Source organism: Nostoc sp. DedVER02, assembly GCF_034530675.2.
GTDB lineage: Bacteria > Cyanobacteriota > Cyanobacteriia > Cyanobacteriales > Nostocaceae > Nostoc.
Window position 1 is genome coordinate 46,118 of the sequence record NZ_JAVRCP020000013.1, and the last position, 26,260, is coordinate 72,377.

Below are 26,260 nucleotides of genomic sequence, written 5' to 3' on the forward strand. Positions count from 1 at the left end.
ATCTTTGGTAATAAACAAGTATTTAAATCAAGGTTTATAGCTCACAGATTTACGAAAGATTTCGCTAATATTCATCTTGATACTCGATACTCGCAAATAAATTTTAGGTAAGCGATCGCAACTCTTGTTAGAGAACATTATTCTTTATTTTCCAATTCGCCATCGTTAAAACACCACTCTTTAGACTTTTCAGCTAATGACAGAGGTAAAGGAGACGCGCATTCAGCAGAAGTCCACCAATGACAGGATCTGAGGTGGTGTGTAATAAGATGATGAAGTTTGAATTTATCTGGCGATCGCGTTGCTAGGATATTGTGGGCGCGTGGCTGCGGAGCTTTCCAATCTTTTCTTGGAGATGAATTGTGAGCAATATTTTTGATAATACATTTGCCTGTTTTAGAATCCAGTTTGCTTACTAATTTTCCATCTTTGTCAATTTCTTTTTCATATCCTCTCGATATCCAGGCTTGATAACGGCTCATTTCCTTAGCCAATTTGATAGGTTTTTCAGCAATGCTGAGGACAGTTTGAGTAAACCGAGTTGTATTAATATCGCAGTCTTGTGGAATAAAAATTCCTTTTGTAAAAGAGACAGCACCTTTTGTAAATGTTTCCTGCTTTGTCGCAAGTCCATATCCTTGCGGAACTTCATTGTTCATCTGGTCACGGATACGAACAATGTGGATTTTATTTGTCGGTGGTTTATCTGGATCGAACTTGCTGTCTTGTAACCAAGACCAATAGCTACGAGCATTTTGACCATGAACAAATAGATATATATCGTCAGCAGCAGAGTATGTCTGGCTCAACGTAGTCAGCATATTACTGATGACTTGATCGCAATTAGCCTTAGATGTTTTGTGCTTTGCTAATTCGCAAATTGTATCAGGCATAGTTCTAAAATGCAGATCCCTCTGAGGCAATAACATGCTGACTTCATTCTTATAAATTACCAACAAAATTGACTCATTAAAACTTTGGGTTGCTGTTCTCTGATTCCGCCGACTTACATACAAACCAGCATAGACGGTGTTATCGTCAGGAGTTGATAAAGGATAATTTAGGTCGAATGGCAAAATGGCATCCAGAATTGCAGAAAGAGCACGATTATAAATATTCTCTTGCAAATCTTCATCTGTTTTTGCTTCCCCAGTTCCATTATTATCTACCTTCTCTGCTGACAAGATACACTGAGGAATAAAATTATATTTAGGTAACAGAGATTTTAGAAAAGGTTTCGGATCTTGGTCATTACGGTATTTAGGATGGTTTGGAGGCAGAATTTCTACGATCATAGGCATTGGATGCTTAGGTTGGTTCTGCTCTCCAAAATGTTGGATGTGTTGAGTCTGAGGAAGCTTCTCATTGCGTTTTGATTCTTTATAAACAATAGGATCGGCTAAACCTTCAGATGTGTAAAACTCTAAATTTAGACTGTTACCAAAATAATGTTTAGCAACCAATGCAAGAGCTTCTTGAACTTCTTCTGTCAGGTAACGTACCTGGATAGTTAAGTTATTAGCTCGTTCAGCGAGGAATACTAGTACTTCTCTAGTAATTTTGGGCAGTTTACCTTTAGAGGGTCTAGGGATAATTAGCGTATTTTGAAATCGTTGGTTAATGAACTTCTTCAAATCTCTATCAACAGAAATCCTTTTCCAGGGAGCAGAAAGTACTACACTAGTTGGTAAAACATCTTTGATTTGTTCAAGCAATGTTCTTTCATCCTCAAATGTAAATCCTGTTCCCCATCCTGCTTTCTGGTAGACTCGTGCCGGAACCAGAATATCTGTCTGGTCTGTTTCAATAAAATTGAATGGGTTTGCCAAGACATCTATGATGTTTGGAATTTGTACTGATAAACGTTCTAAAATTTGGCTGACCTGTCGATTTTTCCATTGAGGAACATATTCAGTTCCTTCCCGACGGTAATTTGCTTCCAAAACCGTGAAGGCATTGGGCTGTAGTAGGTTGTAGTCTCCTAGCCAAGAGCGTAATCTGCGAACATAACATCCTGTAGTACGCTTCTCTAACCGAATACCTGAGTCCTTTCCTTGTTTAACTATCCAACGCTTCATCTGAAAGTGAAGGTTGATTTTTTTAGGATCTATGTCACTTTGAGTTGATATAACAAGCGCCACAGATGCTCGATGACCATGTATATTTTGAATCGGTGGCCAAGATACAAGTTCAACTGTATTTCCGCTCCTTCCTGGGCCAAATAAAAATTTGAATGAATTTTCTCCCATTTGATACTCATGCTTGCTCAGTTCCCAAGCGATCGCCCAAGAAGGTGCCCAAAATTCGAGATGATTAGGCGTTAATGCTGTCCAATGAAACTGATCGGCACTGCAATATGGTTTTAACGCTTTATGTTCTGACTCTGGATAACATACTTCAACCCATCTCTTGAATATAAGAGCTAGAATTTCTGGGTCAACTTCTTCATAAGCTAAGAAAGTAGCGGGGTTTGGTTCGCCGTTAACAACCAAAGGGTTGATAACACGAATCTGTGGCAGCAATAATCGGATCGTATTAAGTAATGGAGTCGTTGGGGCATTTTCTTCAGGTTTACCGTAATGGGCATTAAATTTTTTTAAATTGGGAAACGGCATCATAAAACCAGTGATATCACTGACCAATTCTTGGTTGTACTCAAGGTAGATGGGCTGAAAGTAATTAATGCTCAAAGTTTCACTCCGTGAATGAAATGGGTTAGTCGAGTTAACGGGTAATAAACTGGCCCATACAGAGTTTTGATGAGCCTTCCAGAGCCACCACCTTTATTGATGGCGCTACCCAAAAGTTTGCGTGCAGCCAACAAAATAGAATTTTGCTCCGAATCACCAGATGAATTTCCCTTTGCGCTTTCTGGCATAAAGGCAGCATCTACAAACCAGACAACTGTTTTGCGACCACCGCGAGTACTACGTCCGATTAATTGAGTTAAATTAACCGTTAGCGTCCAGACTAGTGGCGTTTTGAGCGCAATTTTAGCGATTTTATCAGGTAATCGAGAGAAAATTTGCGGGATTGTCAAAAAAGTGTCTCGTGCATATCGAGCATGTCTCTGAATCGCCTCGACGGGTAGTTTGTCGATGATATCTATTGTTTCTTTATTAACCCCACTGATAACTGTTTGATTATCGTCTGGGCTAGGATGCTGTCTAACGGCAATCAGCATACCGCCAAAGTATGGCTCTCCAGTCACTGGATGCATCATGTTAACAGCACGAGATATAGCACCCATTGGTGCAATTAAAAACTCTTTACCACGACCTGGAAACTCAGTGAGCTTAGATCGAGAAACCTGATCGTCTGAAACCCAGCGACCATCCTGAACAACGTAAGATGCCCTATCAAGATAAGGATTTTTTAGAGAATTATAAAATGCCTTAGCTTCTGCATAGCTATTTGTGACAATTAGCAGATTTTTGCGATCGCTACCGACGTTTGTTGCTAAATAATCTTGAAATTGCTCAAGTAGTGGCTTACCTTGTTTGCTTTGACGACAAAGACCTGAAATCATCCGGCTAATGTTCTCTTGTCGGTCATCTCCTTGACTACCGGAGATAAAAACAGGATTCCCTGCATCATCGACAACGGGGCAATAAAAGAATTCACTATCATGTGCTACCGCTTTAGACTTATCAGGAGGTGGTTCTATTAACAAGGTTGGCTTTAATTGCACATGAAAAGGATATGATTGTTCGCTATCTCCTGAGTAACTGGTTGCTGATGTAACTAACAAATTTGCTGGAGTTAGCCCGTCTATACTGAAAATAGAATTCCATCGGCTGAGAAGTGACCGACCCAAGGCAATCCCGCGAAATATCCTAAGTTGTTTGTTGAGGAATTGGGCACTAGTTACCGAACCAACAGGAGAATTAGGTAGCAAGCATTCAAAGTCACTTGGAGGAGTCATAGGTAAGGTAGATTCTAGGTCAACGCTAGCGTGACCTCTAGCAGATACGTGCTTACCTAATGCACCTAATACATGGGATGCATAAATACCTAGTTGTAGCAATTTAGCAAGATTATCTATGAAGCGGTCGACATCAAATTCTAGTTGGTCAAATTTAATATCCCATCGTGTTGTTTGAATAAACTTTTTGCAGTTAGGATGTGGCACTGTAGTGAGCAAGTCTCCTGCTAGTAGCGCTCCACAAACTAGTGCTAAACGTTCTGCAATTACTGTGTCACTAGAGTTAAGACCAACGGTGTCAGGACTAACAGGATTATCCTGTATTCGCTTGAAAATTTCACGGTAGCGATCGTAGTTACGCTCATATTTTGATAAAGTTTGTTTTCGGACTTTCTTAGCACCAATCTGAATATGTGCTTTACCTGAAAGTTGTTCAGCCAATTTATCGAAAAATGTCCAAGCTGTAAACAGCCTTCCTTCCTGAGTGTATGCTTTTAACAGTTTCTCAATTTCTTGACGAGGACTGTTTCCTTTAAGAGTATTTGTGATATTTCTCATCAAATACATCAAAGCCCCAATTCCCCGGTTGGCTAAATGTCGTTGATCTTCTGACTGTTCTAAATAGGGATCGCGGTATCTCCCTGGCACAACCACTTCGCCTTCCATCAGACCATGTACATGTTGATAAGATTCAGTTCTTGTCCATGTATCTTGCAACAAATCGAAAGATGCAAGTGTCTCTGTCGGATAGAAAATTTCATCTAGCTTTGGTTGAGCAAGATCAACTTCATCGATGATAAACAAATCTGTTGTTAGTGCTAAATATTCAAGAATGGTAATATTTTCAGTCAAATTGTGTAGGGAAACTTTTTTCTGAATAAACCCTTGTAAAGTTCCAACGATTAGTTGTGCATTTTCTAATTCAGTAGCTTTAATATGTCTGGGACAAATAGGAGCCAGAGGACAACTATAAACCTTATTCGGATCGTTAACATCTTGTAGCTTTCCGAAGCATGGTGGTCTACTGCGCTGACCATTCGATGTTTGTGGAATCTGAGGCTGTGCCAAGCTATACAATGGGCAGGATTGTGCCAGCCATTTAAAACCTGGATGGGTAAAAGGCTGCTGTTTGTTACTGAACATTACAGCCTGATTTAATCGGCTGAGGTGCTTGTGTCGTTCCGATTCTCCAATAATCGGAACTGCCCTAATCCCAACTTTTTGAGCAAATTCAAGCCAGTTTTGGACTTCACCTACACTATTTGTAGCAATTGCAACTCTTTTTTTACTATCTACCAAGAGTGCAACTAGACAATCAATTAGGGTGGATTTGCCACTTCCAGTCGGGCCTAAAATATGACCTTCTTGCTCAATAAAAATCTCTCTAGCTTCTTGATCCTGCTGAATATCCCAATAGGTTGATTGATTAAGTATTTGCCCTGCGTCGTATCCTAAAATCGGTTTCAATTCAGTTCCTTTCTTAATCAAATCAGCTAGGGGTATTTTGATTGACTGACGAGCCTTAGAAAGATTAATACTGGGAATTTGAGTGGCGTATTTTACGCCGATATTGGCAATTTCTTGGGAAATTCTGATTGTGCGGGTCTGCTGTGGGTTAATGTTGAACTCGTAGTCACCAGCTGGGGCTGGTCTGTATTTCGCCTGCCGAAACTTCAATGACTCTTGAGTCAGCAGCCTTTCGTATAAATCATATCGAGCCAATGCCATCTTTTTAGTTGGCGTAATTTGGTTGTTAGGATAGTCTATGTCAAAACCCAGCCAACCGGAAGCCGAACTTTTGGCAACTTCATCATAGCTACGGAGAGCAATTTCCCAGCTAATTGAACTGCGGAATTCTGGCGCTAAATGGCGTAAATGCTTCAATATATCCCACTGAACATCTGTGATACCTGGCTCTCGATAACCTTGCATCAATAAATGTGCTTTCCGAATAGGTTGGTCAGAGAAATGAGTCTGTAGAGCATGAAGCATTAATTCTGTGCGGGCGAAATCAGGAAATTTCATCCCAATGGGTGGTGATTCGCCTCCCATTGCTTTTTTCAGCGCCTCACTCAAAGTACTGGTATCTCTCACTGCAAAACTCCCTTGACACGCTTAATTAATTCTGACTCTGAAAAAACAGGCAAATTTCCCTTATACCGACTTTTAAAAGCTGCTTGATATGCTAAATTTTTCCATCGGTAATCTGGAACTACAAAGAATGATTGAGACTGACCAATATTTGGAATCGTATCTTGATTTAATTCTTTAGCTAACATGGTGGCGCTTCCCCAATCTTTCGCGTCAATTGCCCAAATATCTCCAGTCGGTAGTGTCACTTTCAGATCAGCCTTGTCCAGTTCTGGCCATAGTTCTACTTGCAATCCCATTGTTTCGAGAGTTCGAGCTAGGCGTAATTCAATTAGGGATGGTCTAATTAGGCAGATTACGGTATCTTCTATTGGTGCCCTATCTACTCGTTTTTCTAATGGTTCACAACAGCCTTCGATATCTCGTGCGGCACAATCCAAATATCCACCGCAAGTTTTGCATAATGGCATTGACTCAGACTGCGGTGGGGCATCCCGATATGCTTGCATTAACAGGTCTAAAACTGGCTCGATATCAGGATTATTAGAGCGAAATAGGGCAATGATTAAATCTGAAGGAAATGGGTTCTCAGCAATAAATCGACGGAAAAGTGTGTAGGTACTGTGGGGTAAGCTAAGTCGCTCAATTTCTGCCATTAGGCGGGGAATGTAGCTTTGATTCTGCTCTCGTTCCAAATTCAGTGCATACCTGCTAGCCCAAGCTTCACATTCCTCTGAAGGGCGCGTTATATTTTCAATTAGTGACTCTTCTGGAAAATCGACGAACTCAGAAAAGTCTGGCTCAACTGTCTCTACTGACTTTCTGGCGGCCTCAACCATGCACAATATTGCTGGATGTCGCATTTCTTCATCCCGCAGTATCCATTTCAAGCTCAATCCTTGAAATGCTTCATATAATGGCTGTGGAAACGGTTGTGAGTCCTCGACTAGATAAGCTGGCTCACCTCGGTTGATGCGATCGCAAATCTGCACAAGTCCTTTACATAACTTGATGAACAGAATTTCATCCTCACTGAATTGCATATCCAGACTTTTATATAGCGATATTGACCGTTATTTTAATACGTTTGAACTAGTTTTCAGACTTTAAGAATATTTATAATCACGTTATTATTCATCGAGGTGGACTAAATTTTTATAGTCACCTCGATTTCTCACATAAATTTACTTTTGGCTAATACTTCCGCTCTTTTGGCTCAAACATAGTAATCGCCACAGGACGATATTGAATGTCAATTCCGGCTGGTGAATAGTAAGCCATTGTGTGTTTGAGAAAGTTAGCATCATCTCGCTCGGAATAATCTTCGCGGAAATGAGCGCCACGACTCTCTTGGCGATTTAAAGCTGATGCCAAAATAGTCTGTCCTACTACCATCAAACTTCGCAATTCCAAAGCTTCCACAAGTTCCGTATTCCAGCAACTACCTTTGTCATCTAAATAAATTTGTGGATATCGCTGTTGTATTTCTTCTAATTTGTGCAACCCTTCACTCATTAATGCCTCAGTACGGAAAACACCGCAGTAATCAGTCATACAATCCTGGAAGGCTTGACGGACTTGGTTAATTCGATACAGTCCTGGTTGTTCTAGCAGAGATTGGATTTCTTGCTGGGCTTGGGTTACATAGCGTTGCTCATCTATAGAGGGCAACTTACGTTTTTGGACAAATTTGGCGATCGCAGCCCCAGTTCTCTTGCCATAAACAACACATTCTAACAGAGAATTACTACCCAGGCGATTTGCACCATGTACGGAAACACAAGCTGTTTCACCCGCAGCAAAGAAAGCATCAACTAAACCATCACCACTACTGCGGACTTGACCATCAGTATTAACTGGGATACCACCCATACAGTAGTGAATTGTCGGACGGACTGGCATCGGTTGAGTTACCGCATCAACGCCCACTAAACGATGCGCTTCTTCCCAACAAAATGGGACGCGACTCATAATTTTTTCTTTGCCCATGTGCCGCAAATCCAAATAGACAAAGGGGCCGCCAGCACTACCATTGAGATGAATACCACGACCAGCGCGAATTTCGTAAGCGATCGCTCGTGAGGTAATATCACGAGGAGCCAGTTCCATCCGACTGGGTGCATAGTTCGCCATAAAGCGATCGCCTTCACTGTTAATTAGATATGCGCCTTCACCCCTTACTGCTTCTGAAATCAGCACCCCTACTGGATATAAACCAGTGGGATGAAATTGCACAAATTCCATATCTTCGAGAGGTAAACCTGCGATCGCAGTCATTGCCAAACCATCACCCGAAGAAGCGTAATCATTAGAGGTGGTATTATAAACGCGGCCATAGCCTCCTGTAGCAAACATCACCGCCTTGGCTCGCACCACCTCTATTTGTCCATCCAACAGATGGAACATCACCACACCTTTCGCCTCATTTTCTTCCAAAATGAGACGCATCACATACCATTCTTCATAAACTTGCACCCCATAACGCCGCAAATTGTTAACCAATTCGTGCAAAATCGCGTGACCAGTTTTATCAGCAGCGTAGCAAGTGCGGTTGTGGGAATGTCCGCCAAAAGCTCGTTGGGCAATGCGGCCATCGGGTAAGCGAGAGAACAAAACCCCTAAATGTTCCAAGTCAATTACCACATCTGGCGCTTCTTGGGTAAGAATTGCCACAGCATCTTGGTCTGCCAAATAATCAGAACCCTTGACAGTATCAAAAGCATGTGCTTCCCAAGTATCTTGTGAATCAACATTTTTCAGCGACGCAGCCATACCACCTTGAGCCGCTACCGAATGAGAACGAATTGGGTGTGTTTTCGCAACCACAGCAATATTTAAACTAGGGTCAGTGCGGGCAATTTCCACAGCAGCGCGACATCCCGCCAATCCACCCCCGACAATAATCACATCGTGTTCCAGCATAATAAGCCCCTGATTGCAAAGCACTGCTGTTCTATTGTAGAGAGGTGATTCTGTGGTAGTGCGTTGCGATCGCGTCTCTACAAAAAAATTCCCTGCCTATAGACAGGGATATTATGACAAATTTTTAAATTAAAAGTGAAAAGTCAAATGTAAAGTTAGGTCTTCACTCCTAACTTTTGTACAGACGCGATTAATCGCGTCTCTCATGTACAGATGCGATTAATCGCCTCTGGTAATTCTTTAACTAGCTGCTTGTACAGGTTGTTGTTGAGACACATTACCTGGTATGGGTTCCATTTTGGTTCCCGGCCCTACAGGACTGACTTCAATATGATTTAACAAGGTAGTGACAAACGCAAACAACAAGAAAGGTAGCGATAGCAGAACGACCAAACCCGCAGTTGCTAAAGCGTACACAGGACGCTTGGCACCCATCAGCGCCAAGGCAGATGCCAAACTTAGGGTAATTGTAATTAACCAAACAATTATTTGGCCGTAGATGTCACCAAAAGTCAGGGTACAGACAAACCGATACTTTTGAATATTATTTCCGCTCATCACATTTGCCTCAAGTCTCTCCTATATAGGTTCTACGTTAGAACCATGTTTGCTTTGTAGACAATTTCTAAATATTTTTGCAAACTTCGTAATATTGCTTCACAATTAACTTTTTTCGTTACAAAGTATAATTCTTAGTCCTGAATAGCGTAAATAGACCAAGTATTCTTTTTTTTCCTTGTATTACAGTGTATACATACATAAGTCCTAAAAACCTAGTTTTATAGGATATATTACGTCGTAGATTAAGATGCAATCGCAGGTTTTCAGGTCATTCTAACTATAGAAAAATTCAGCAAAATAAGGATGTGAAATCCGATTTTTTGGTGTTAAATTTTGAGTATTGCCCGGGTTTGTTGACTTAAATCAACAAAAACCTTTATTTTTCGTGGCAATGTTGTATTAGGAGTGAACGTGAATACTATTTTTCGTCATAAAGGTGTTTTTTGGTTGCCAGGTATAGCTGCTCTTACAATCCTGAGTAGCGGTTTATCTGCAAATGCCCAGACAGTAGACAAGGTAAGCAGTCAGGCATTAACTGATCCTTCCGCAACCGTAGCATCTGCCAATGAGTTTAGTACAGAACTAGACGCTGTAAGCCAAAAGCTCTCTACAGAAACAACTGAAACATTTACCGCAACCAATTTAGCTGAGGTACAACAGCCTCAAAACCTTGTCATAGAGGAAACGTCTACACCCGTTCCAGGCACTGTAGCAACTTCATCTGCAACCCTTACCTCTGAGTTTGTACAACCTACTTCTCAAACGACTCATCAACCATCTGATACCAAAGTGGCACAATCGGATATTGATTTAGGTAGAACTACTCGTGGTGGCAGCAGCTATATTGGCGTTGCTGTTAACATTGGTTTGAGTGGTGATGGTAGCTCGTCCTTGGGCGATGGAAACTTTGCGGTAGTTAGTAAAATCGGACTGACAAATTCTATATCTGTGCGGCCTTCAGCCGTATTAGGTGACAACACCACAATTTTGCTTCCAATCACCTATGATTTTACCTTCAAATCAGCAGATGCTTTTAGCGAACCGTTAGCGATCGCACCTTACGTCGGAGTGGGTGCAGCTTACAAAACTGGTGATGATTCGCAATTTGCCTTTTTGGTATCTGGTGGCATTGATGTGCCTCTAACTCCTCAATTCACAGCAACAGCCTCTGTCAATGCGGGATTTTTCGATCAAACTGATGTTGGCTTATTGTTAGGAGTTGGTTATAACTTCACTGGGTTATAAGAGTTAGGAATTATGAGTTAGGAGTTAAGAGTTAGTAATATTTCATTCATAACTCTTAACTCCTAATTCCTGACTTTCTACTTAGGGGTAACTTTGTCAATTACCTTGATTTTGCCATCGTCTCCTACTGTCCAAACATCGTAAACACCGATGACATCGCCGTTAGCATCAACATCTACGTTGCCGCTAGCTCCTTGGTAGTTAATCTTTTTACCATCTTTAAGTAACTTCAGTCCCTCGCAGACATCGGTAACTTCTGTGCCAGGCCCATCAGCCACTTCACGGATTTTGCTCGCTATACCAACACCGGTATTTTCTTTAGCAGCTTGTGCAGCCAACGTCAACAAGGCAGCCGCATCCCAAGCTTGAGGAGCATATTCCCCTGGCGCACCACCCTTTTTATCCTTCCACAGTTTGTTGAAAGCTTCTAGTGCTTTGCCATCGGAACCGGGTACTGTACCGATCGCTCCAGTTAAAATATATTTGTCACCATCTTTGCCAACTTGTTCGGGAAAAGTAGGTGATTTCACCCCATCTGTCAGTAAAATTTGCACTCCCTTCGTCACACCTTGCTGATAGGCGGCTTTCAGAAACAGACTGCCAGTTTCCGCATACAGTACAGCCAGGACTGCATCTGGTTTACCAGCAAAAGCAGCAGCCGCTTCTGTATCAAATGTCTGCGCTTTCGCGTCGTAGCGGACAGGCTTATCCTTATTAACGATGGTTCCACCCAATTTTTCAAAAGTTTGCACAAATGCTTTTTCAAAGCCAACGCCATAGTCGTTATTAATCACGACTGTAGAAACTCGCTGGAAACCTTTTTTTCTAGCAAGTTGAGCTAAAGCTAGTGCTTGGTAGGTATCGGGAGGAGCAGTACGCGCCCAAAAACCTTTATAATCGCCTTTTTGGGCTTTTTCGGTAAATATGGGACTGGTACTACCAGGGGAAACCAGCATAACTTTATTCGGCGTAGCAATGGAGACTGCTGCACTAGAAACACTACTGGCAAATGAACCAACTACGCCTGCTACTTTATCTAAAGTTGCTAGTTTGGTCATACCAGCTGCACCCGCTCTTGGGTCGGTTTGGTCGTCTACTTGCACTAAAGTAACTGGTTCACCATTCACCCCACCGCAAGCGTTGACTGCATCGACGAGTAAAGGAACAGAACCTAGCATCTGTTGTCCAACAGATGCTAAGTCGCCTGTTGTTGGTAGTAGAGAACCTATTTTTAGCCCTTTAGCAGTGCTTGTGTTAGTTGAGCTTGTTGCTGGGGTAGCAGTACTTCCCGTAGTAGCTGTGCCGGGGGTACTATTATCACCACAAGCCCCAACTAGAAATCCAATTGCTAGGGTAGCTATACTGAAGGTTAAGGCGGCGCTAATTTTTCTCATAAATAACTTTCACTCCTCAAACGTCTAGGAGCCTAAAATTAAGATTCAAACTAAGTTTGTAAATTTAGCTTGATCTTGTCTAGACTTCAAATGATAAATCATATCATCCATCTTTGGGAGTAAAAATATTTACGATTACATATTGTTGTTTTACGCAGAATACATTCTGTTTTAAAGCCTGAAAAACGGAGAGGGAGGGATTCGAACCCTCGGTACGGAGTTGCCTGCCGTACAACAGATTAGCAATCTGCCGCTTTCGACCACTCAGCCACCTCTCCATGACTCACGAATATCAATGTTACCAGACTCGCTTTTAAGAGTCAATAGTCATTTGTCATTTGTCATTTGTCATTGGTTATTTATAAAACACTAAGGACTAAGGACTAGGGACAAATGACTAATTTTTTAAAGAACTTGCGATCGCATCCAAGCTAAGGGTAAGGTGCGTAATTTTTTCCACTGGGGAACGAAAGCCCGTTGACTGAACACATCGTAATTGTTGCGTTCGATCGCATCCAAAATTTGACCATATAGCATTGAGGCTGCCCACACGGGCCAACGGGCATCGGATGCTAAATAAGTAATTCCCTGGTTTGATGTGGTATAAAATTGGCGGGCTCTATCAATTTGAAAGCGCATCAATGCCCGCCAACGGTCATCTACCACACCTTTGAAGAAGTCTTGCTCGGTGTAGTTGAATTTTTCCAAGTCCTCTAGGGGAATGTAGATTCGTCCCCGTTTGGCATCTTCTCCCACATCCCGCAGGATGTTGGTGAGTTGATTGGCAATTCCCAGAGCGATCGCTTCTTCTGTGGGAATATAAGGTTGTTTGTCCTGCTGCCACGGAGCGGTGTACATGGTGCTATCCACACCCATAACTTGTGTTGACATTAAGCCAACAGTGCCAGCAACGCGGTAACAGTAGAGGTATAAGTCCTCAAAGGTTTCATAACGACTGCGATATAAGTCCATGCGCTGACCGGCAATCATATCCCGAAAGGGCTGAATGTCCATCGGAAAGCGCTGGAGGGTATCAGCTAAAGCGACATCGTAATTTTCTAATGGGTGTCCCGCAAAAATCGATTCCAGCTGCTGTTCCCATAGGTCTAGGGTTTCTGGCGTGGTAATAGCAGATGCGGGCCCATCTACCAATTCATCTGTACGGCGACACCAAGCGTAAATTGACCAAATAGATTGACGTTTTACCGGACTCATGAGCAAAGTACCCAGGTAAAAAGTCTTGGCATACTTTGCTGTGAGATGTCGGCAAAGTTTGTATGACTCGTCTACAGAGACCAGCGTTTTCATGCGCGGGGGGGAATCAGGCAGTTGCAGCATTCGTTGCGGGCGGTCGGGTGAGCGTTTGCAGGTTTGAGGAATTTGCTACCGGGAGAGCCTCAGAAATGGCCTGCGCTGTCAGCTTACCAGAAAGTACGGCACCTTCCATACTGCCTAAGTAGCGTTGCATGGTATAACTTCCGGCGAGATAGAAGTTGGCAATGGGCGTAACTTGTGCGGGACGGTACTGTTGGCGGCCAGGGGTCGCTTTGTAAACTGAACGCGGCGTTTTCACCACATGAGATTTCAGCAATGTTGCTGGATTGTCTCCCCCAAAATGATCGGGGAAAAGTTTTTCCAATTCAGCAAGCGTTGCAGCCACAATTTCCTCATCGGATTTGGCAATCCAATCTTTTGCCGGAGCTAGAACTAATTCCAGCATTGAGCGATTGGGGTTGGCGTATTCACGGCAGGTATTGCTCATATCAGCATAAACGCTTAGGAGGGGCGATCGCGAAAAAAGTAAGTGATCGATGTCTGTAAGTTTCCGGTCAAACCACAGGTGCAGGTTAATCACTGGTACTCCTTCCAAACCTTCTAGCTTTTGAAAAAACTCCATAAGCTTCCAAGGTTTGGGCAACATCACCTTCAAAGGATCGACTGACATGGCAGATACATACGCATCAGCCGTAACAACTTCATCTTCTGCGCCATTTAACCCTCGAATCAAGTATCCCTTCACCGTGCCATCGGTGTTGAGCAAAATTTCTTTCAAGGGGGCATTCAACCGCACTTCTCCACCGCGTTCTTTGATGTAATCTACGATCGGGCTGCATAGACGTTCTGTGGGAGAACCATCTAAAAATGCAATCTTGGAGCCATATCGTTCTTGCAGAAAGCGATTCAGTGCAGTTAGGAGAATCGTTGACGAAACTTCATCAGGATTGATAAAGGTGAGTGCTTTACACGCGGCGATAAAAACGTCACTAGTTACCCGCTCGTCAACACCTTGCCTTTTCAACCACTCTAAGAAGCTGTACTTGTCCATCTCTTCGACATACTTCTGACCCCGCACTACTGCGGGAAGAAGACCAACTGCAAATCGAATCTTCTGCTCCCAAGTCAACATGTCTTTGTTGCGAAGAATCGATGCAATCACGTTGAAAGGAGATGGAATATCTGGAACATCAAAACGTGAGAGTGTCCCAGGCTTGTCTGGTTGATTAAAAATCAGTGTATGCTCTTTCCACTGGAGTCTATCTTCAATGCCCAACTCCTTGAGCATTTGGAGCATATTCGGATATGCCCCAAAGAAGGCGTGTAACCCGGTTTCGTACCAGTCGCCGTCAGAGTCTTTCCACGCCGCAACCAGACCACCCAGTACGTCCCGGCTTTCCAAGACAATGGGCGTATGACCTGCGTCCGTGAGATATTTCGCGCAGGAAAGTCCTGCTAGACCAGCACCCGCGATCGCTACTCGCATTTAACCCTAATGCCCTTCAATATTTCTTAATGGTTTATGTCGTTCTCATTATACGTTGCAAACCGTTACATTTGGCAGTTATTGTGCGATCGCTTCCTTAAAAAAGTTTTGTCAAAGGGGATTTTACATTGGAACACCCACCTAGTAAAATTACCAATACCATTGTTGGCAATAGGTTTGGGCGTGTATTTCATCTAAATTTATATGCAGCAAATTTAAAAAAATAAAAGTAATTCCTTTGACCAAAAATAGGTAATCTCAAAAGTAGTTGATTTGTTTGGGAATCTGTGTATCTGATCTGAGAAAATATCTAAGATACTGGTTATAGACTGCTATTAAACAACTCAGTTAGGTAAAAGATTATGAGTGGATCGCAGAAGCTAAAACGCTTTGGACATCACCTGATTCTAGGGATTTCCGGCGCTACATTAAGCGATGACGATAAACGCGCACTCAGTGAATTAAAGCCGATTGGGGTGATATTTTTTGCTAAAAACTTTTTGGATGGCACTCCATATCAAGTCTGGTTGGAAAGCTTCAAGGATTTAACCAGCCAGATACGAGAATATACTGAACGTGATTCGATGTTTATGACTCTGGATCATGAAGGAGGTCGTGTCATTCGTACACCATTGCCGATTACGCGATTTCCTCATGCATTGTTGTTGCGATCGCACGCCCGCGAAGTAGCAAAAGCCACAGCAGTAGAACTAAAATCACTGGGAATAAATCTATCTTGGGCACCTGTAGCAGATGTTTTTTCCCATCCCCACAACCCCGTCATTGGGCCTCGCGCTTTTGGTAACACTCCCGAAATTGCTGCAAAAGATGCCCGTGACTATTACCTTGGACTTCAAGAGTCAGGAATTTTAGGATGCGCCAAACACTTCCCTGGACATGGAGACACCAGCAAAGATTCTCACATTGAGTTACCAATACTGGATTTAACTTTAGAAGACCTACGACTTCGAGAACTCATACCTTTCAAAGCTCTAATCGAAGTACAGATACCTTTAATCATGACTGCTCATATTTTATTTCCCAAGATAGATGCTGATGTACCAGCAACGCTTTCCCAAGCTATCCTGAAAAACATACTTAGGGAGGAACTTGGCTTTGAGGGAGTAGTTGTATCTGACGACTTGGATATGAAAGCGATCTCAGATATGTTTATGAAACCTGGTACTGTGGCACGGTCATTTCATGCAGGCTGTGACCTGTTTATTGTTTCGCGCAATATCAATTCATCATCTATTGAAAGAACGTATCAGATTGCTGAAGATTTTGCCGATTCCCTCAGTAAAGGCAGCTTAGACGAATCAGTAGTGGAAGCAGCCAAAGAAAGAATCGATAAACTACTGGCAGTAACACCGCAATATACCGTAGAAGCTTTGGATAAAAATATACTATTGCAACATGCTCAATTAGCGATCGTTAGTTCCTATTCATAAGCGAACGTGCCTTCAAATTACACATTAGCAATTGCCAAAAAACTGGCTAGGATTGCATTTCTTAATTTTGAATTTTGTTAGCGCAGCGTTAGCGAGTTTGCGAGCGTCATTTTTAATTTTTAATTTTTAATTTTTAATTGTTTAGTGGGTGGTATAGGGGTCGAACCTATTTCTGCGGGTTAAAAGCCCGCTGCACAGCCGGTATGCCAACCACCCTAGTTTATTTAAGAAATGAGTTGGTGTGATCGTATATTTTTTACATCGCAAGCCTTACACCAAAAATAGATATAAATCCACCTGGAAGGTACTGCCCCTCCTATTTCTGTGTTATCAGCACAGCGCCTCGCTTTTCGGCTTCAGGTGGAAAAGAGGAAGATGGAGGAATCGAACCCCTACAGTTGCCCATACCCTGGTTTTCAAGACCAGTTGCCGTCCATTCAGCGGCATCTTCCATTGAGGGGTGCCTGACGGGACTTGAACCCGCTATGACTGGTTCCACAAACCAGCGCCTCGACCACTTTGGCTTCAGACACCATCAGTGGAATCAATGGGAATTGAACCCATAACCTCCTGCTTGCAAGGCAGGCGCTCTAGCCATTTAAGCTATGACCCCATCAAATAAGTAAAAAGAGCAAAGTAAAAACTAAAAAGAAAGAAAAATATTCAATTCATTCTTTTGACTTTTAACTTTTAACTTTTGACTTGTTTAGGCGGGAGTGGTAGGACTTGAACCCACAACTTTCGAGGTAGAAGCTCGAAGCTCTATTCCATTGAGCTACACTCCCAATATTTGGTAGTCCTGGCAGGATTTGAACCTGCAACCTCTTGCTTGTAAGGCACTTGCTCTACCGTTGAAGCTACAGGACTACGCAAGCGAGTGGAGGGACTTGAACCCACGCACTGAGTATGGCGTACTCAGATGCTACCGATTACATCACACTCGCAAGTTTCAGAGCGGACGACGAGATTTGAACTCGCACGAAGACGGTGGAAACGTCTCATGCTGCCGTTACATCACATCCGCATCAAGCTGGTAACAGGAATTGAACCTGCAACCTACTGATTACAAGTCAGTTGCTCTGCCAATTGAGCTACACCAGCACTAATTTTGGTGACGGGGGCAGGAGTCGAACCTGCTGATGTTCAGGTTATGAGCCTGACGAGCCACCGTTGCTCTATCCCCGCATATTCACCAATAGACTTCTTGCAGAAGTGGGAAAAGGGTAAGGGGTAAAGGGGAAAGGAATAATAAGAAACCTTTCCCCTTTTACCTTTTCCCTTTCCCCTTCTTGCAAAAATTCTTTTGCAAGAAGTCAATACCCCTGACTGGATTTGAACCAGCAACCTCTTCGTTCTAAGCGAAGCGCCTCTTCCGTTGGGCTACAAGGGCCAAGTCTGAGTGGTAGGGATTGAACCTACGACCTGGAGTTCCCGAAACTCCCGCGCGCCCATCTGCGCCACACCCAGATATTTTGGTACTCCCGACAGGATTTGAACCTGCAAAAAACTAGATCCTCGGTCTAGTGCGTCTTCCGTTCCGCCACGAGAGCATTAGTACCCCTAGCAGGATTTGAACCTGCAAAATCTGGACTCTGATTCCAGCACGTATGCCAATTCCGTCACAGGGGCATATCGGGATGGCAGGACTCGAACCTGCGACTCCATGCTCCCAAAGCATGGCTTCTGGCCACTGAATTACATCCCGTGGTACTCCTGGTGGGAGTCGAACCCACAACTAAACAGATTTTAAGTCTGCCACCTCTTCCAATTGGGCTACAGGAGCAAGTTTTGGTACTCTTGGTGGGAATTGAACCCACAACATACCGTTTTTGAGACGGCAGCCTCTTCCAATTGGGCTACAAGAGCAGAGTTTGGCAGCCCCACCAGGGGTCGAACCTGGAATCTTCGCCTTCAAAGGGCGCTATGTTGCCAATTACACCACAGGGCTTTATTGCCAGGGCAGGGTTTGAACCTGCAACCTCATCGTTCAGAGCGATGCGACTTACCAATTCGTCCACCCGGCATTAAATAATTCGTAATTCGTAATTCGTAGTTCGTAATTACGAATTATTATGAATGGCTGCCTCAGTAGGACTCGAACCTACAACCGCGCGGTTAACAGCCGCTTGCTCTGCCATTGAGCTATGAGGCAACGAAGCCCCCCAGGTCGGAATCGAACCGACGACCTCCTGTTCTTCAGACAGGCGCTACTACCAATTGAGCTACCGGGGGATAAGAGATGATGACGAGAGTGGAGGGATTTGAACCCTCAAATCTTCAGTTTCGTAGACTGAGATGTTATCCAGTTACACCACACTCTCAAAACGGAGAGAACAGGATTTGAACCTGCGACGGATATTAACTACCCGTTTCCTCTTAGCAGGAGGACGCTTTTAGCCACTCAGCCACCTCTCCATAGTGGGTCGAGCAGGATTTGAACCTGCGTGCAAAAAAGAACAGTTTTACAGACTGTCGCCTTCAACCAGACTCGGCCACCGACCTATAAATTATTCCCTCGACGAGAATTGAACTCGCATCTGTGCTTTGAAAGAACACTGACTTAACCATTCGTCCACGAGGGCATAATTTGCAGAATTTTAAATTTTTTAATCTAAAATCTAAAATTTAAAATCCCAAAATTGTCTGACGCAGGGACTAGGATTTGAACCTAGAACATCGGATTTGGAGTCACGAGGTGTTTCCGTTACACCATCCCTGCATTTGGTGGCAGTGGCGGGATTTGCACCCGCATATACCAGGGTATGAACCTGGGGCTTTGCTGGTTAAGCTACACTGCGATCGCACCAGAGGTCAGGGCGGGATTTGAACCCGCGCTAATCGGTTTTGCAGACCAACGCCTTCAACCACTTGGCTACCTGACCATTTGGGAGTCCCGACGAGATTCGCACTCGCAATCTTCAGTTTGAGAAACTGACGGCTTAAACTATTCGCCTACAGGACTACAACCAGGGTGACGGGACTTGTAGCTTGCTTCCCGCAGGGTACCCGCAACATTTCCGCAGACAACGGAACGCTCTAGCCAGTTGAGCTACACCCCGATTTTTTGGAATCTGTGCCTAAATTTTTAGGTTTTTAGGCACAGATTTTTGGTGAACTTGCCCATTTCTTATTTAGTTTTCAAGGTTCAGAAAGTTGACTTTTTACTGTTAGAAACTGTTAGGAAAACAACCGAAATTCTAGGTAGCAAGCCTGTTGTGTATTACGGATGTATTCTGTGGTTTTACTAAGTGCAAACTTAAAACTTTTTTGGTTGATTGCCTCTACTTCAGATGGTTTACAAGTAGAAGCGGTTTTCTTGACTGAGGATTCTGGTTGATTCCAGCGCCTCTGTTTGAGTTGTATGTAGAACATGACTTTGACCCTTGCGAAGCTTTGTCTTTCGCCTCACTACATATATACTACAAAATACTACAAAAGGTGTCAAGGGGTTTGAGAAAGTTTTTTTTAAATTGTCTAGAAAAGCTTCTGCGCTTATATTTGAGCTTGCTCACACCTCTTAAAAGTCAAACTACAGCTTATGATTGGTTGAGTTTTTAAAAGCCTGACGTGACACCTGACGTGACAGATAACTCCTTCAAGCGACAACAGATAATTAGTTTTGTCGCGATCGCCTCTACGATTACAGCTTGTAGTATTGCCCCTGGTACTTCCCCACAATTGGGGTTGAACCAGCCAATCAGCAAAAGCCATGCTGCACAAGCTCAGAATCCAGCAAAGGGACAAGTTAATGAACTACCGCCATCAGCCAAAGTAGAAAACCTTACATTCACAGTTCCAACTAGATTTCAAGGAAAAACAGTTTACAAGGTTCAACTGAGCAGCAACGAAAAGGTTATTGCTCTAGGCATTGATGATGGGCCTTGGCCAAAAACAACCCTGGAAATGCTGGATATTCTCAAGCAAAATGATGTTAAAGTGACATTCTTTTGGGTAGGACAAGCCTTACAAGCAAATCCCGACTTAGCAAAACAAGTGGTTGCCCAGGGACACGCCATTGGCAACCATACTTGGCATCATTGGTATCGGCGAATGGATGAAGCTACAGCTAAGAATGAAATTGATCGCACATCTGACCTGATATACAAAACTACAGGGGTGAAAACTTCTCTGTTTCGTCCACCTGGAGGCTTTTTAAATAACGGACTAGCCGCTTACGCCAAAAGTCAGAAAGATGCTGTGATTATGTGGTCGCTCACTTCAGCCGATACCGATCCTCACGCCAAACCGCAGGCATTTGTAAATAATGTCCTCAAAGGTGCGAAACCTGGTTCTATTGTTTTGATGCATGACGGTGGTGGCGATCGCCACAGAACTGTAGAAGCTTTGCCACAAATTATTAGTGGACTCAAACAGCAAGGCTACCGATTTGTGACAATTCCTGAATTGCTGCAAATGGCGCAATAGGTGAGAAAAACTTCTCACCAAATTTTAGATTTTAAATTTTGGATTTTGGATTATTTAATCCAAAATCCAAAATCGTTTATTCGCTCATGACAGAAGCACAAGCTTGAGCTTCCTGCCAAAGTTTGTGCAAAAAGAACTCAGCGCGATCGCTCATAGTGGTGAAAAACACACCTACAGCATCCTTAGAACTATCTGATAGCCAAGAACCTTGCAGAGTGACTTCCAGATATTGGGTATCGCAGGCACAGAGGGCAATGATTTCTCTGTCACCTCTTTTTACCTCAGCCTCAAGCACTTCTACTCCTGGCAAATCAACAGGAAGCAAAAAGGAAGCAGTACTCGGTTCAATGCACAAACTTTGCCCAACTCGCAGGGCCAAAATCACTCGCTGCGCTACCCATTCTTCTAGCGACAGAGTGATAAATTCTAAATCAAAACTGTTTTCAGTGTAAGTTAATTTCAGCATTCCTTATGCTCTCCTGCTATTCCAGGCTTCCTTGCATATCTATCCAAAACTGTTCGGCAAAAGAAATCGCGGGGTGAATTGGCGCTTTTGGTTTGGTACGTAATTGCATACCAGATTCAAACAGGGTGCGATCGCCTTTACGGGAGTTACATCTCTCACAAGCTGTGACTACGTTATCCCAAGTGTGAGAACCGCCTTTAGAACGTGGCATCACATGATCTAGCGTTAGATGCTTGCCGCTACCGCAATATTGGCAACTGTGATGATCTCGCCGCAACACTTCCCGCCGATTCACTGGCGGAACTTTCCACATCCGCTCATTAGAAGCGATCGTTAGGCGAATATGTTTTGGCACATCAATTACCAAGTTGGGTGAGTGAACTCGCCATCCGCCTTCTGTGGTCAAACCTAACGGTTGAGCTTTGTTGGTTACTAACAGCACAATTGCCCGCTTGATATTGATCCGACACAGTGGCAAGTAATTTTGAGAAAACACCACCACCGATTGCTCTAACACTTGCATTGCGTTCGCGCCGCGCAGAGAAGATATCATCACAGCTTCACTCCTTATAAAAAAACCCCCGCTTCCTGTTTCGGTGAAGCGGGGGTTAGAATTGACCGGAAAACTTTCTGGTCTTATATCGGTACAGTCTTCCTTTGCCTGTACCCCCCGCTTTTTTCATCTAGTTGTGGTTTTGCAATCAACCCACTAATGCTGAGATGTCTAGAATCATAATTACCCTCTGTGATTTGCCCACGATCTCGGCTACCATAGCCCATAAATAAATACTCCACTCCCATAGCAGCTGATTCCCAACTGGTTCGGCAATTAGTAGGGCACAAAATTAAAGTAGAGATCGGGCAAATGGGTTTCACAGAAAATTTCACCTATTGAAGATTCCTTTAAACATACTACACTTGTATTACTATCCTGTCTATACTTTTAAGGAGAAATAGTGATGCATACGATCGCTCGCACCCCAACCACCGATATGGAAGTTACCAGCATCCGTCTAGAGCGCGAACTCAAAGATAAGCTGAAAGAAATTGCTGGAAATCAGGGATATCAAGCCCTGATTCGAGATATCCTTTGGAATTATGTCCAGCAAAAATCCGGTGAATGGAAGCCTCGATTTTCGCGATCGGACATTCGAGCTAGCATAGCTGCCACAGCGCAGCAAGAAGAACGCTGTGTACTCACAGGTCAACTAATTCAACCCCAAGAACCGATGTTGTTAGGACTAACGAGAAATGGCGATATGGTTCCTTTAAGCGTTGAGAGTTTGGCTGGATGATAGTCTTAAATATTCAGGTAATGCAGCCTAGAACCGCTTTACGTAATTTGTAATTCCCATTGCATATAGCTTTTCCCGATATCATAGCCCCCTCCCTGCTTGCGGGGAGGGGTTCTCACATCTCAATAGACCGGAAAACGCTATAAGGGTTTTAGGCATTCCAAATGGGTAGTTTATTTCCGCCGTGCTGTACTAGTTATTTTATTTAGGGCTTACGCACAACAGATCCCCCAACCCCCTTTTTAAGGGAAGCCAATTGCTCCACTTATTCCTAAGTGGAGCAATTGGCGTTTATTAGAAGAGAGTGCGGCTACACGAACGAGTTTTCAGTGCGTAAGTCTTATTACTGAGTAATTGGATGGCATTCAAAATTTAGCTTTATTTAAAGCAGCGGAATAGAGTTTTTCATTTTCTCTAATGAGTAAAACTTATTGTTAAGATTTATAGCTTATAAAAGGAAATTCTCTTTGGCTACGAGTTTTATATTTTAGATTTTTTAGTTCATGTACTGCTCGGAACTTCCTCTCACAACTAAGACAGTAGTCTCTTTTAACCGAAAATCCAAAATCCAAAATTGGTTTGACACTTTGGCTTAGTTGTATTGGATTGAGAGCAATATATATCAAAGGATAGCTGGTCAAAGGTTTAAAATAAAAACAAAATTTTACAAAGTTATTAAAGTCGATCGAGTATTTTCACGGTTATAACTGGGGTATTTTCATGAGATTCCAGAGAAATTACGGTTTATGTATACTTACAGACAGGATATTCTGAGTCAAAGTTAGTCAATTATCTCAATATAAAGAAGATAAAGCAGCCAAAAATAATCAGGCTGGGTCATTTTAGAATATCCTAAGTATTTCACTACGTATGTAGCAATTTGTTTTATATAACGGCAACTTGGCCATCTGCCATAGAAAAGGGCTATAACAGGTGAGAGAAAGTATTCATATAAGATTTGCCAATTATCAAGGTGTCGCAACACAAATAACGGTGAAGAATATGCCAAGGGGTTGGGTGCAAAAACTATGGGTTTATTATCCGAGGGCGTGCCAAGAATGAAAAAGCCTTTACGATCGTCGGCACAGTACGTAGATGACATAGATCGACTACAAACTTACAAAGTCAAGCTGATGCAGCATCAGGAAGAAACTGCCCACCAGTTGGTGCAAAAGATTAATCAAATCATCGCTAATACCTCAGCTACGGCATTGATGTTGCAAGATATTGCTCAATTGCTAGGAGCTGCTTTTCAAGTAGATTGTTGCTGCTTGGTTTCAGTAACGGGTGAGATATCCGACGAAGCAACTACTGTCAATTGGTGTGCCGATCAATATCTAGGATTGCCACATCCAGAAGAGATGTTTTCAATGGAACAGTTGCTTATGCACTCACCAGTGCTGCAATGTGCTGCTGAACCATTGACGATTGAAGATATTTCCATCATTCAGAAGAGCCTGGTAATTGGCTGTCAGTATTTACCACTACCCATAAAAGCTGTTTTGGCAATTCCCACCAGGTTGGGTGGCAATAATAATGGGGTGATTAATCTGATTAAATTCCAACCTTATGATTGGAGTGACTCAGAAAAACAACTACTCAAAGAAGTGGAGTCTGCTTGTGCGATCGCTTTTTCTCAAGTGGCGCAAGCTAAACTAATTACTCATCAACAAGAGTATTTGCAAAAGGGCGATCAGTATCAAAGCTTGATCAAGCAATTAACACTACTAAACCGCAGCAACTTGGAGCTTAATCAAATGCTCCAGTTAGTTATTACCTCTACTGCCGAATCTCTACAGGCAGATCGGGGTTTGCTGATACTACTAAAATATACAGACCCACTATTTAGAACTCAAGGTAAAAAACAAATTCCGAAAGCGAAAGCTAGAGTAGCTGGTGAATGGGCTAAGGCAGTAGAAATTTGCCCTACAACTAAACCAGATACCTTAGAAGATAAATCTTTCTTGCTTTCAGAATGTAGTTTATGCCAGCGTCCCTTTACAGATTCTGGAAAACCAGCCATCTTCAATAACTATACAGAGCAAAATGATACCTCAGCAGCTGCTCCATTATTTGCAATAGAGCAATTGCCTGCGGTTTTATTAGTGCCGTTAGAGAGTCAAGGTAAAATTTTAGGATTTTTGGTGCTACAGCAATCTGTGACTCGCAGTTGGCAAACACCAGAATTAGAACTTGTGGAAATGGTTTGCGCTCAAGTAAGTAACGCCATCATTCAATCACAGACATTGCGCCAAGTGCAAACTTTGGTAGATGAACGGACGGCGAAACTCCAGAGTAGCTTGGAACTCCAGGCAAAGTTGCATGAAAGAACCCGGCAGTATGTTGAGCAGCTGCGGAAACTCAATGAACTCAAAGATGAATTTTTGAGCAACATGAGCGATCGCTTGCGCTATCCTTTGACAAATATGCTGATGTCCATTCGAAACTTACGTTTGCCAGGAATCGCACCAGAACGTCAAATTAGATACATGGATATCCTAGAGCAGGAATGCACAAAGGAAATCAACTTGATTAACGACTTGTTGACGCTCCAGAAACTAGAATCGCCTCACGAAGCTCCACAATTAGAATCTATAGATTTAAATACTAGAATTCAAAATATAGCAGCAGCTTTTGAGAATAAACTTGCAGAGAAAGGATTAAATATTTCTGTAGATTTACCAGAAGAATCGCTAAAACTGCAAACTGAATTGGAGAGTTTTGACCGCATCCTGCAAGAGTTGTTAACTAATGCCTGTAAATATTCCCAGCTGGATACCACCGTCCATTTAGAAGCTGTTCACCGAGTCGATCAACAAATCGATCAAGTTATCATAAAGGTGACGAATACAGGACATGCCATCTCCCAAGAGGAAGCGACTTACATCTTTGACAAGTTCCGTCGCGGAAAAGGGCGCTGGACACCAGGAACTGGCTTAGGGCTTGCTTTAGTCAAGTCTTTAGTACAGCATTTAAATGGAGCGATCGCAGTTGAGAGTCTCCCAATCTCCGATTCTGAACAGAGCGAAATTTGCTTTACCCTGACTCTGCCCCAATTTTCTGACGAAAGCAAACCATAATTCTGAACGTGACTAAAGAACAGAACGCAACAGAGAACCTTGATTTCCAGTCTTCTAATGGTGACACTAGCCTTGAAGGAGATTTGAGTGCTGATATCGTCGCTTTGGCAGCTAAGGTAGAAGTTCAAATTCAGAAAATAGCAGAGCGACAGCGACAAATCAGCGCCAAAGTTCAAATCCCCCAACCAGTAGAACAAATTTGGAAGGTTCTGACAGATTACGAAGCCTTGCCTGATTTTCTCCCTAACCTGGCTAAGAGTCGTCTAATCGAGCATCCCAACGGTGGAATTAGACTGGAGCAAGTAGGCTCACAGCGCTTACTGAATTTCAACTTTTCGGCGCGAGTGGTTCTAGATTTGGAAGAATGCTTCCCCAAAGAAATTAATTTCCGCATGGTAGAGGGAGATTTTAAAGGCTTTTCTGGTAGCTGGTGCTTAGAGCCTTGTTCCGTCGGGGAGTATGTAGGAACAAATCTTTGCTATACAATTCAAGTTTGGCCTAAACTCACGATGCCAGTGGGAATCATTGAAAACCGCCTGAGCAAAGACCTACGGTTAAATCTTGTGGCTATTCACCAACGTGTAGAAGAGTTAGCCAGCACAAAACCGGATATATAATTAAACGCTCGTTCAGGAATAATCTTG

The 26,260-nt window shown here is 43.0% G+C and carries 17 protein-coding genes and 31 tRNA genes; 6 read left to right on the forward strand and 42 right to left on the reverse strand.

Annotated elements, in window-relative coordinates; genetic code table 11:
- Positions 1–137: 137 nt before the first annotated feature.
- From RMZ41_RS14895 to RMZ41_RS14915, 5 genes are all read right to left on the reverse strand, one after another.
- Positions 138–2,690 carry a pPIWI_RE module domain-containing protein gene (locus RMZ41_RS14895; RefSeq protein WP_322642227.1) on the reverse strand — a complete coding sequence of 851 codons (2,553 nt, stop codon included), beginning with the start codon at positions 2,688–2,690 and terminating at the stop codon, positions 138–140.
- Positions 2,687–6,019, reverse strand: coding sequence for an ATP-binding protein (locus RMZ41_RS14900; RefSeq protein ID WP_322642226.1), 3,333 nt, complete (start codon positions 6,017–6,019; stop codon positions 2,687–2,689). The genes RMZ41_RS14895 and RMZ41_RS14900 overlap by 4 nt, the downstream gene beginning before the upstream one ends.
- A complete protein-coding gene (locus tag RMZ41_RS14905; RefSeq protein WP_322642225.1) occupies positions 6,016–7,059 on the reverse strand; it encodes a hypothetical protein in 1,044 nt (347 codons plus the stop codon). Before RMZ41_RS14905 ends, RMZ41_RS14900 begins: the two co-directional genes overlap by 4 nt.
- 151 nt (positions 7,060–7,210) lie before the next feature.
- A complete protein-coding gene (locus RMZ41_RS14910) occupies positions 7,211–8,938 on the reverse strand; it encodes a succinate dehydrogenase/fumarate reductase flavoprotein subunit (RefSeq protein WP_322642224.1) in 1,728 nt (575 codons plus the stop codon).
- 240 nt (positions 8,939–9,178) lie between these two features.
- A complete protein-coding gene (locus RMZ41_RS14915) occupies positions 9,179–9,496 on the reverse strand; it encodes a hypothetical protein (protein WP_012409297.1) in 318 nt (105 codons plus the stop codon).
- 414 nt (positions 9,497–9,910) lie between these two features.
- Between RMZ41_RS14915 and RMZ41_RS14920 the strand changes: the two genes are divergently transcribed.
- A complete protein-coding gene (locus RMZ41_RS14920; protein WP_322642223.1) occupies positions 9,911–10,744 on the forward strand; it encodes a hypothetical protein in 834 nt (277 codons plus the stop codon).
- A gap of 77 nt (positions 10,745–10,821) precedes the next feature.
- Here RMZ41_RS14920 and RMZ41_RS14925 read toward each other — a convergent pair whose 3' ends face one another.
- The 4 genes from RMZ41_RS14925 to pds form a co-directional block, all read right to left on the reverse strand.
- The gene (locus RMZ41_RS14925; RefSeq protein ID WP_322642222.1) at positions 10,822–12,138 is read right to left on the reverse strand and encodes an ABC transporter substrate-binding protein; all 1,317 of its coding nucleotides are present in this window, start codon (positions 12,136–12,138) and stop codon (positions 10,822–10,824) included.
- Positions 12,139–12,324: 186 nt separating this feature from the next.
- Positions 12,325–12,416, reverse strand: a tRNA-Ser gene (locus RMZ41_RS14930).
- 127 nt (positions 12,417–12,543) lie between these two features.
- Positions 12,544–13,476 carry a 15-cis-phytoene synthase CrtB gene (gene crtB / locus RMZ41_RS14935; protein ID WP_322642221.1) on the reverse strand — a complete coding sequence of 311 codons (933 nt, stop codon included), beginning with the start codon at positions 13,474–13,476 and terminating at the stop codon, positions 12,544–12,546.
- On the reverse strand, positions 13,460–14,899 hold the full coding sequence (pds, locus tag RMZ41_RS14940; protein WP_322642220.1) for a 15-cis-phytoene desaturase: 1,440 nt from the start codon (positions 14,897–14,899) through the stop codon (positions 13,460–13,462). The genes crtB and pds overlap by 17 nt, the downstream gene beginning before the upstream one ends.
- Positions 14,900–15,261: 362 nt before the next feature.
- On the opposite strand from pds, the gene nagZ reads away from it, so the two are divergent.
- Positions 15,262–16,350 (forward strand): beta-N-acetylhexosaminidase, encoded by a 1,089-nt coding sequence (gene nagZ / locus RMZ41_RS14945; RefSeq protein ID WP_322642219.1) that lies wholly within the window; start codon positions 15,262–15,264, stop codon positions 16,348–16,350.
- Between the two features lie 145 nt (positions 16,351–16,495).
- Here nagZ and RMZ41_RS14950 read toward each other — a convergent pair.
- The 31 genes from RMZ41_RS14950 to RMZ41_RS15100 all read right to left on the reverse strand — a co-directional run bounded on the left by RMZ41_RS14950 (position 16,496) and on the right by RMZ41_RS15100 (position 19,722).
- Positions 16,496–16,566: transfer RNA gene (locus tag RMZ41_RS14950), tRNA-Lys, on the reverse strand.
- A gap of 153 nt (positions 16,567–16,719) precedes the next feature.
- Positions 16,720–16,802, reverse strand: a tRNA-OTHER gene (locus RMZ41_RS14955).
- A gap of 7 nt (positions 16,803–16,809) precedes the next feature.
- A tRNA-His gene (locus RMZ41_RS14960) sits at positions 16,810–16,883 on the reverse strand.
- Positions 16,884–16,889: 6 nt separating this feature from the next.
- Positions 16,890–16,963, reverse strand: a tRNA-Ala gene (locus RMZ41_RS14965).
- A gap of 98 nt (positions 16,964–17,061) precedes the next feature.
- Positions 17,062–17,135, reverse strand: a tRNA-Arg gene (locus RMZ41_RS14970).
- Positions 17,136–17,141: 6 nt separating this feature from the next.
- Positions 17,142–17,217 (reverse strand) — tRNA-Val (locus RMZ41_RS14975).
- Positions 17,218–17,222: 5 nt separating this feature from the next.
- Positions 17,223–17,294 (reverse strand) — tRNA-Gly (locus RMZ41_RS14980).
- A 9-nt stretch (positions 17,295–17,303) separates the two neighbouring features.
- Positions 17,304–17,374 (reverse strand) — tRNA-Gly (locus RMZ41_RS14985).
- A gap of 4 nt (positions 17,375–17,378) precedes the next feature.
- Positions 17,379–17,451, reverse strand: a tRNA-Thr gene (locus RMZ41_RS14990).
- Positions 17,452–17,459: 8 nt separating this feature from the next.
- Positions 17,460–17,536 (reverse strand) — tRNA-Met (locus RMZ41_RS14995).
- 131 nt (positions 17,537–17,667) lie between these two features.
- Positions 17,668–17,740 (reverse strand) — tRNA-Leu (locus RMZ41_RS15000).
- A 4-nt stretch (positions 17,741–17,744) separates the two neighbouring features.
- Positions 17,745–17,817 (reverse strand) — tRNA-Pro (locus tag RMZ41_RS15005).
- Between the two features lie 6 nt (positions 17,818–17,823).
- Positions 17,824–17,900 (reverse strand) — tRNA-Leu (locus tag RMZ41_RS15010).
- A gap of 5 nt (positions 17,901–17,905) precedes the next feature.
- Positions 17,906–17,979: transfer RNA gene (locus RMZ41_RS15015), tRNA-Leu, on the reverse strand.
- Between the two features lie 3 nt (positions 17,980–17,982).
- Positions 17,983–18,055, reverse strand: a tRNA-Pro gene (locus RMZ41_RS15020).
- Positions 18,056–18,133: transfer RNA gene (locus tag RMZ41_RS15025), tRNA-Leu, on the reverse strand.
- A gap of 6 nt (positions 18,134–18,139) precedes the next feature.
- A tRNA-Leu gene (locus RMZ41_RS15030) sits at positions 18,140–18,216 on the reverse strand.
- A gap of 6 nt (positions 18,217–18,222) precedes the next feature.
- Positions 18,223–18,298 (reverse strand) — tRNA-Gln (locus RMZ41_RS15035).
- A gap of 3 nt (positions 18,299–18,301) precedes the next feature.
- Positions 18,302–18,374: transfer RNA gene (locus RMZ41_RS15040), tRNA-Gln, on the reverse strand.
- 53 nt (positions 18,375–18,427) lie between these two features.
- Positions 18,428–18,502: transfer RNA gene (locus RMZ41_RS15045), tRNA-Asn, on the reverse strand.
- Positions 18,503–18,508: 6 nt separating this feature from the next.
- Positions 18,509–18,582: transfer RNA gene (locus tag RMZ41_RS15050), tRNA-Phe, on the reverse strand.
- Between the two features lie 14 nt (positions 18,583–18,596).
- Positions 18,597–18,671, reverse strand: a tRNA-Arg gene (locus tag RMZ41_RS15055).
- 4 nt (positions 18,672–18,675) lie between these two features.
- Positions 18,676–18,765: transfer RNA gene (locus tag RMZ41_RS15060), tRNA-Ser, on the reverse strand.
- Positions 18,766–18,769: 4 nt separating this feature from the next.
- Positions 18,770–18,851 (reverse strand) — tRNA-Tyr (locus tag RMZ41_RS15065).
- A gap of 9 nt (positions 18,852–18,860) precedes the next feature.
- A tRNA-Glu gene (locus tag RMZ41_RS15070) sits at positions 18,861–18,931 on the reverse strand.
- 66 nt (positions 18,932–18,997) lie between these two features.
- Positions 18,998–19,069, reverse strand: a tRNA-Trp gene (locus RMZ41_RS15075).
- A 3-nt stretch (positions 19,070–19,072) separates the two neighbouring features.
- Positions 19,073–19,148, reverse strand: a tRNA-Met gene (locus RMZ41_RS15080).
- Positions 19,149–19,158: 10 nt separating this feature from the next.
- A tRNA-Cys gene (locus tag RMZ41_RS15085) sits at positions 19,159–19,232 on the reverse strand.
- A 3-nt stretch (positions 19,233–19,235) separates the two neighbouring features.
- Positions 19,236–19,312: transfer RNA gene (locus RMZ41_RS15090), tRNA-Glu, on the reverse strand.
- Between the two features lie 4 nt (positions 19,313–19,316).
- Positions 19,317–19,409 (reverse strand) — tRNA-Asp (locus tag RMZ41_RS15095).
- A gap of 118 nt (positions 19,410–19,527) precedes the next feature.
- Positions 19,528–19,722 (reverse strand): hypothetical protein, encoded by a 195-nt coding sequence (locus RMZ41_RS15100; protein WP_322642218.1) that lies wholly within the window; start codon positions 19,720–19,722, stop codon positions 19,528–19,530.
- Between the two features lie 195 nt (positions 19,723–19,917).
- Between RMZ41_RS15100 and RMZ41_RS15105 the strand changes: the two genes are divergently transcribed.
- Positions 19,918–20,775 (forward strand): polysaccharide deacetylase family protein, encoded by an 858-nt coding sequence (locus RMZ41_RS15105; protein ID WP_322642217.1) that lies wholly within the window; start codon positions 19,918–19,920, stop codon positions 20,773–20,775.
- A gap of 76 nt (positions 20,776–20,851) precedes the next feature.
- On the opposite strand, the gene RMZ41_RS15110 is transcribed toward RMZ41_RS15105, so the two are convergent.
- Together RMZ41_RS15110 and RMZ41_RS15115 are read right to left on the reverse strand one after the other, a co-directional pair.
- Entirely contained in the window at positions 20,852–21,241 is a 390-nt protein-coding gene (locus tag RMZ41_RS15110) for an alr0857 family protein (protein WP_322642216.1), read from the reverse strand.
- Positions 21,242–21,257: 16 nt separating this feature from the next.
- Positions 21,258–21,794: an HNH endonuclease gene (locus tag RMZ41_RS15115; RefSeq protein ID WP_409875394.1), complete on the reverse strand. Its 537-nt coding sequence runs from the start codon at positions 21,792–21,794 to the stop codon at positions 21,258–21,260.
- A 406-nt stretch (positions 21,795–22,200) separates the two neighbouring features.
- On the opposite strand from RMZ41_RS15115, the gene RMZ41_RS15120 reads away from it, so the two are divergent.
- The 3 genes from RMZ41_RS15120 to RMZ41_RS15130 all read left to right on the forward strand — a co-directional run bounded on the left by RMZ41_RS15120 (position 22,201) and on the right by RMZ41_RS15130 (position 26,233).
- Positions 22,201–22,536: a hypothetical protein gene (locus tag RMZ41_RS15120; RefSeq protein ID WP_094347436.1), complete on the forward strand. Its 336-nt coding sequence runs from the start codon at positions 22,201–22,203 to the stop codon at positions 22,534–22,536.
- Positions 22,537–23,594: 1,058 nt separating this feature from the next.
- The gene (locus RMZ41_RS15125) at positions 23,595–25,616 is read left to right on the forward strand and encodes a GAF domain-containing protein (protein ID WP_322642214.1); all 2,022 of its coding nucleotides are present in this window, start codon (positions 23,595–23,597) and stop codon (positions 25,614–25,616) included.
- A gap of 8 nt (positions 25,617–25,624) precedes the next feature.
- A complete protein-coding gene (locus tag RMZ41_RS15130) occupies positions 25,625–26,233 on the forward strand; it encodes an SRPBCC family protein (RefSeq protein ID WP_322642213.1) in 609 nt (202 codons plus the stop codon).
- Positions 26,234–26,260 lie beyond the last annotated feature (27 nt).